Here is a 4801-nt window from a genome sequence, read left to right as displayed (position 1 = left end):
CCCCCTTCCCCTACCCGCCGCTCTCCCGATCCCCCCGCCCGGCCCCCCGCCCGGGGAATCCTGCAGCGGCTTGCCGGTTTCCCGGCGGTTCAGCTCGGCCAGTTCCTCGGCGGCGTCCTCCAGGGCCTGCGCGGCCCGGTGCAGCAGCTGGCCGCGCTCGGCCGGGCTGGTGGCGGCCCAGTCGGCGGCTGCCGTGCGGGCGGCGGCCAGGGCCCGGTGGGCTTCCTCGGGGCCGGCGATGGGGAGGGAGCCGACCTGCTCGCCGGTGGCCGGATCCATGATCACCATTTGCCCGGTGTCGCGGTCTGCTTGCGTGCTTGGTGCCGGAGCGGTGGACATCGCGTTCCTCCTTCAGTCAGAAAATCAGCTCTCAAAGCTCTGGTTCAGCGGCCCCGGGCACCCAAGGTGTCCACAAGGCCCTGCTACCGCTGAGGTACCCGCTTGGCGGCATTTCAGTCACCGCGGACCCAAGTTCCCGGCAAGTGCTCAGGATCACGTTGCCAACCTCCGCCCGGCGGTAGGGTATGCCCTCAGAAGCCCATCTGACGGCGCGAATGCGCCCCGGGAGCACGTGTGGCAGGAAAGGCAAGGAGATAATGAACGAGACCGCCGTCGGGCCCGTGGCCCCACCTTTCGAATCCATTGGGAGCATCGCCGTGCTGCGTGGCGGCGGGTTGGGAGACCTGCTGTTTGCCATGCCGGCCATCCATGCGCTGGCCGCGGCCTATCCGCAGGCTCGGATCACGCTGCTGGGCACTCCGCTGCATGCCGAACTGCTGGCCGGCAGGCCCGGACCGGTGGATGAGGTGGCGGTGCTGCCCTTCGCCGAAGGTGTGCGCCCGGGCGGCAGCGGGGACACGGCCGCGGATGCGCAGCAGGTGCAGGACTTCCTGGGCAGGATGCGTGAACGCGAGTTCGACCTGGCCGTGCAGGTACACGGCGGGGGGCGGTTCTCCAACCCCTTCCTGCTGGAACTGGGCGCGAAGCACACGGTGGGCACCCGCACCGAGGACGCGGCGGAACTTGAACGCACCATCCCGTACCACTACTACCAGCACGAGGTCCTTCGGGCCCTGGAGGTGGCCGGGATGGCCGGGGCCACCACCACCGCGTTGAGCCCGCGCATCGAGGTGACCGAACACGACCGGGACGAGGCACGCACGGCGTTGGAGGCACTGGCCCGCAGCCTGCCGGACGCCGCCGGGCGCCGGGCACCGCGCCTGGTGATCCACCCCGGAGCCTCCGACGCACGCCGGCAGTGGCCGGTCGAATCGTTCGCCGCCCTGGCCACCCGGGCCGTGACCGACGGCTACCAGGTGCTGCTGGTCGGTGCCGGGGCGGAGGCCGAACTGTGTCGGCGGATCTGGGAGCAGGTGCCCGCCGAGCAGCGCGAGGCCGTGCACGTGCTGGCCGGGAAGCTCAGCCTCCCGGGCCTGGTCGGGGTGCTGGAGTCCGCGGAGGTCATGCTGGGCAATGACAGCGGGCCGCGTCACCTGGCCCAGGCGGTGGGGACCCCCACCGTGGGAATCTTCTGGGCCGGGAACATGATCATGGCCGCCCCGCTGGAGCGCAGCCGCCACCGGGTGCACCTGGGCTGGGTGACGCACTGCCCGGAATGCGGCATCGACGTGACCCAGGTGGGATGGAATGCCCCGCGCTGCGACCACACCTTCCCGCTGACCGCTGCGGTGAGCGTGGATGAGGTTTATGCGAACATCACCGACCTGACCGCCAGCGGCGAGCTGCTCTCGGCAGGACGCCAGCTGCAGAGCGCGACCGAGTAGCCAACGCCCGCAGCCCGAAACGCAGAGGAGAACACCGCGGGGCGAAGCGAACCGTCTACCGGTCCGCTTCGCCCCGCGTCATTGATTGCCGCTAGCGGAACGACGCCGCTACCGGGCGGTGTTCTTCCGGGCCAGGCGCAGGAACACGCCGCCAAGAAGGATCACCAGCAGGCCGGCACCGGCGGCGAGCACGCCGCCAAACCCGGTGTCGGCCAGCGCGGCATCACTTGCCGGGGCCTTGGCCTGAGCGGCGTCTTCGGTGTCGACCTTGTGCGCAACGGCTGCGCCGACGATCGTGGCCTCCGGCGTCTTGGCGGCTTGTGGTGACGCATTGCTGGAGGGCTTCACCTCACCCTTGCCCTTGTCGTTGCCGCTCTCGGTCTGATCGCCGAAGTACCAGGCGAGGAAGTCCTCAAACCAGGCAGCGTCCTCGCCCTCCAAGAGCTCCCGGTAGCTTTCGATCAGTTCCTTCAGCTCGGCCTCGCTTTGGGCCATATCGAACTCGATGCCGAGGAAGATCCCGAGCAGTTCCCTACCCTGATCGGTGCTGAAGAACTGCTCCCACTGTGCTTCGTCCCAGCTTTCGCTGCCTTCCGGCAGCAGGCGCAGCACCTCATCGAGCCAGGCCTGTTCTTCATCGGAGAGGTCCGGGTCCTCGATGCTGGACTGTAACAGGTATTCATCGACGAGACGGTCCCATTCCCGGCCCTGAGCAGTCTTGAAGAAGGCCTCCCATTGTTCTTCCGTCCAATTCTCATCGACCTGGGGGAAGCGTTCATCAAGGTAATCCCAGAACGCGTCCTCGTCGGCGAAGGTCATGCCATTGACGTTGGCCGCGAAGAGGGATGCAAGATTCCTTGTGTCATCCCCACGGGTTTCCGCGGCCGGTTCCGGTGCTTGGTTCAGCTTTTCCTGCTTCTTTGGCACCGGCCCACCCTCCGATTGGGCGGCGGGGGCACTCTTTTCCGCGGACCCGGGAACCTCGGTGACCAGCGAGTTGTCCTCATCTGTCGTCCCGGAGCCGTTTGCCGGGGCCTGGTCCGTGGTGGGCTGATCCGCAGCGGTTGGCGCGGCGGATTCTGCCGGTTCCGGTTCGGTGCGCTCTGTCTCGGTACCGTTCTCGGCTGGTGCCGCGGTTTCCTCAGGCGAAGCGGCCGGGTCGGTTGCAGCTTCAGCCGGCTCGTTCTCCGGCGGGGCCTGCTCGCCGGCAGTCGCTGTCACCGGTTCAGCCACGTCGGCCGCGCTCAGCTGTACCGGTTCCGACGGCACCGGAAGGGCGGCCGGTGCATTGGCCGCCGGTTCCTGGAGGGCGCTTGATTCGGCCGCAATTGCGGTGGGGGACTGCACGGTTTCGTCGGCCTGCGCCGCAGCCGGCGACAGCAGTAGGCCCGAAACGACGGCGGTGGAGAGGAGTGCTCCGGAGACGCGAGAGGTCATGGTTTTCCTGTTCTATACGCAAAGACAGCGGCTGGGACTGCGACCCTTGAAGGTGGAAGAAAAGGCCCCGGCCGATCGCGTGCTCTTGAAGTGAACGCGTGACAAAGATCAACCTAGCGTACTTATTACCCGGCACAAAGCAGACGCACAGAATGACTTGAGCCGCCGGTCTGTTTCAGTTAAGGACGCAGCCCCGCACCAACGGGTGCGGGGCTGCGTCCTTGCCTTCAATGAGCGTGGTTGGGGCCGCTCTTTACGGCCAGGAATCCTCACCTTCGTGGCAGATCAGCAGTTCGCGCACCTCGCAGCCCCGCGGCTGGGAGAGCGCGAACAGGATGGCGCCGGCCACCCGCGAGGGGTCATTGAGCCGGGAGTTGTCCGCCGGGCGGTACTGCTCGGTGCGGTCATCGAAGAAGTGGGTGTCCATGCCGCCGGGGATGATCGTGGTGACCCCCAGCCGCCCGGCCGTTTCGGCGGCCAGCGCCTTGCTGAACCCGAGCACCCCGAACTTCGAAGCGCAGTAGGCGGTCGCATCCGAAACCCCGCGCAGCGCCAGGGTCGAGGCGATGGTCACCAGACGTCCATGGCTTTTCTCCAGGTGCGGCAGCGCGGCCCGCGCCGTGGAGACCGTGCCGAGCAGGTTGACCCCCAGCACCAGCTCCCACTGGTCCGCCGGGACCTCATCCAGTTTGCCGCAGCGGTCAATGCCGGCGGCGGTCACCACCGCGTCCAGCCCGCCGTCGGCGGCCGCCTGCTCGACGGCGTGCTCCACCGCTGAACGGTCGGTGACATCCACTTCGTAGTACTGCGCCTGGGCCTCGGCCGGCGCCTGGATGTCCAGCACCACCGGGGTGCCGCCGGCCTCGGCGACCGCCTTGGCAACGGCGGCGCCCAGCCCGGAGCTGCCGCCGGTGATCAGTACGCGTCCGGGATTGTGCTTCTGGTTGTCCTGGGACAAAACTAACTCCTTGCGGTAGTGGTTGTTCGGTATTCTTGTGCCGCTGATCCTGGTCGGGGCTAGCCGACCCGGGCCAGCGCGGCTGCCAGCGACGTGGTGGAGCGCGCCACCCGGTAGGGGACGGTCACGCTGCGCCCGCCCCAGGATTCAATCAGCGGGGTTTCCGGCAGCGTCTGCGCGTCGTAATCCCCGCCCTTGACCCAGATATCTGGCCGGATCTGTTCCAGCACCGCGTGCGGGGTGTCCTCGTCAAAGATCACCACCGCGTCCACGCAGTCCAGGGCCAGCAGCAGCTCGGCCCGGTCGTCTCCGGCAATGATGGGTCGGGTGCTGCCCTTGAGCCGGCGCACCGACTCATCCGAGTTCAGCAGCACGATCAGGCAGTCACCCATCGCCCGGGCCTGCTGCAGGGTCCGGGTGTGCCCGGCGTGCAGCAGGTCAAAGCAGCCGCCGGTGGCGACCACGGTCCCCTCTGCACCGCGCACCTGTTCGATGACCCGCCACGGGTCCGGTTCCCCGGCCACCGTGCCCACGTCCATCGGCTGCGCCGTGACGGCCGGCAGCTCGCCCAGCGCCGCGACCCCGCCCGAACCGAGGAACCCGGCGGCGGCATCCACCGCGG

Annotated in this window: 5 protein-coding genes; 1 reads left to right on the top strand and 4 read right to left on the bottom strand. The window is 68.4% G+C overall.

The window, feature by feature from the left end; all coding sequences use genetic code 11:
- On the bottom strand, positions 1-339 hold a 339-nt coding region (locus RCJ92_RS14900), incomplete at its 3' end, for an aldehyde dehydrogenase family protein (RefSeq protein ID WP_446754982.1).
- Between the two features lie 257 nt (positions 340-596).
- On the opposite strand from RCJ92_RS14900, the gene RCJ92_RS14895 reads away from it, so the two are divergent.
- Complete coding sequence (locus tag RCJ92_RS14895) at positions 597-1784, top strand: glycosyltransferase family 9 protein (protein ID WP_446754981.1); 1188 nt, start codon at positions 597-599, stop codon at positions 1782-1784.
- A 108-nt stretch (positions 1785-1892) separates the two neighbouring features.
- Here the strand turns inward: RCJ92_RS14895 and RCJ92_RS14890 are convergent, their stop codons facing one another.
- From RCJ92_RS14890 to rfaE2, 3 genes are all read right to left on the bottom strand, one after another.
- Positions 1893-3221: a hypothetical protein gene (locus RCJ92_RS14890; RefSeq protein ID WP_446754980.1), complete on the bottom strand. Its 1329-nt coding sequence runs from the start codon at positions 3219-3221 to the stop codon at positions 1893-1895.
- Positions 3222-3474: 253 nt separating this feature from the next.
- Positions 3475-4179: an SDR family oxidoreductase gene (locus RCJ92_RS14885; protein ID WP_138175655.1), complete on the bottom strand. Its 705-nt coding sequence runs from the start codon at positions 4177-4179 to the stop codon at positions 3475-3477.
- A 59-nt stretch (positions 4180-4238) separates the two neighbouring features.
- A partial coding sequence (rfaE2, locus tag RCJ92_RS14880) for a D-glycero-beta-D-manno-heptose 1-phosphate adenylyltransferase (RefSeq protein ID WP_446754979.1) occupies positions 4239-4801 on the bottom strand: 563 nt, incomplete at its 5' end.

The organism is Glutamicibacter sp. BSL13 (assembly GCF_052928425.1).
The sequence above is the reverse complement of the archived record's forward strand: the minus strand, read 5'-3'. Positions and strand labels throughout refer to the sequence as shown.

Excerpts from the sequence above, each read along its gene's own strand:
- RCJ92_RS14895 (WP_446754981.1), top strand. The coding sequence starts at position 597 with ATGAACGAGACCGCCGTCGGGCCCGTGGCCCCACCTTTCGAATCCATT.
- RCJ92_RS14890 (WP_446754980.1), bottom strand. The coding sequence starts at position 3,221 with ATGACCTCTCGCGTCTCCGGAGCACTCCTCTCCACCGCCGTCGTTTCG.